The 882-nt window shown below is 67.8% G+C and carries 2 pseudogenes; both read right to left on the bottom strand.

Features of this window, described 5'->3' with window-relative positions:
- A pseudogene (locus EXE44_RS17275) lies at positions 1-340 on the bottom strand (DUF4968 domain-containing protein); the annotation flags it as partial.
- A gap of 59 nt (positions 341-399) precedes the next feature.
- A pseudogene (locus EXE44_RS17270) lies at positions 400-882 on the bottom strand (hypothetical protein); the annotation flags it as partial.

Below are 882 nucleotides of genomic sequence, written 5' to 3'. Positions count from 1 at the left end.
CCGCGCGGACCTCGAAGGACCACTCCCCCAGGCCGATCCGCACCGAAAGCGCCGACGTCTCGACCCGGAGCGTCCCGTCACGCTCGCTCGCGGACAGCGAGACCGGACGCGTGACGGCGTCGAGATCGTACGAGATCGGGGACTCCGAGGTCGGGTTCTCCGGCGTCGAGAGCATCTCGAACCGGAACACGTCGGGCGCGAAAAACCGGATCCGGACCGGGACGGTTCGGTCCTCGTCGGGGGTCGTCTCGGGCCCGGGAGTCTCGAGCCGGCAGCGGAGTTCGACGGCGTCGTCGGAGAGGGAGTAGGAGTCGACGGCGGAGACGAGGTGAGTCACCATTGGAACCGCGTACGAAAGCCAGGCTCTTTTTTGTGGTGGTCACGCCGGAAGCGGCGTCGTCAGCGGTGAATGCGGCGGGTGAACGTGAACACGAACAGCGCGATCAGGAACGCTCCGACGAACCCCTCCACCGCCGAGAGGACCTCCTGGACCAGCGTCGTCGTCCCCGGGGGGCCGAGCACGAACGAGATGAACGACTGGAACGAGAAGATCAGCGCCTCGACCGGGCCCTGTTCAGCGGCGAGGCCGGACCAGTTCCAGTAGACGTACCCGAAGCCGCCGATGAGTGCCAACGACGTGACGACCACCCGATACGGCAGTTCACCGTAGCCCGTCGAGGCCGCGAGCAACCACGACCGGGTCCACCGAGAGCCGTTCCTGACTCGGCCGAGGACGCCGGACTCGGCGTCGCCGCGCAGCGCGTTGTCGAAGTACTCCGCCCGGTTGAACCGCATCTCGCGGTAGAAGAACGCCCCGGCGCTGACGTTGTCCCCGGCCTCGTCCGCGCCGTTTTTCGCGTACGCGTACGTCGCCTGGAGCGC

The sequence above is a fragment of the Halorubrum sp. SS7 genome (genome assembly GCF_005435055.1).
Taxonomy (GTDB): Archaea; Halobacteriota; Halobacteria; order Halobacteriales; family Haloferacaceae; genus Halorubrum; species Halorubrum salinarum.
The sequence above is the reverse complement of the archived record's forward strand: the minus strand, read 5'-3'. Positions and strand labels throughout refer to the sequence as shown.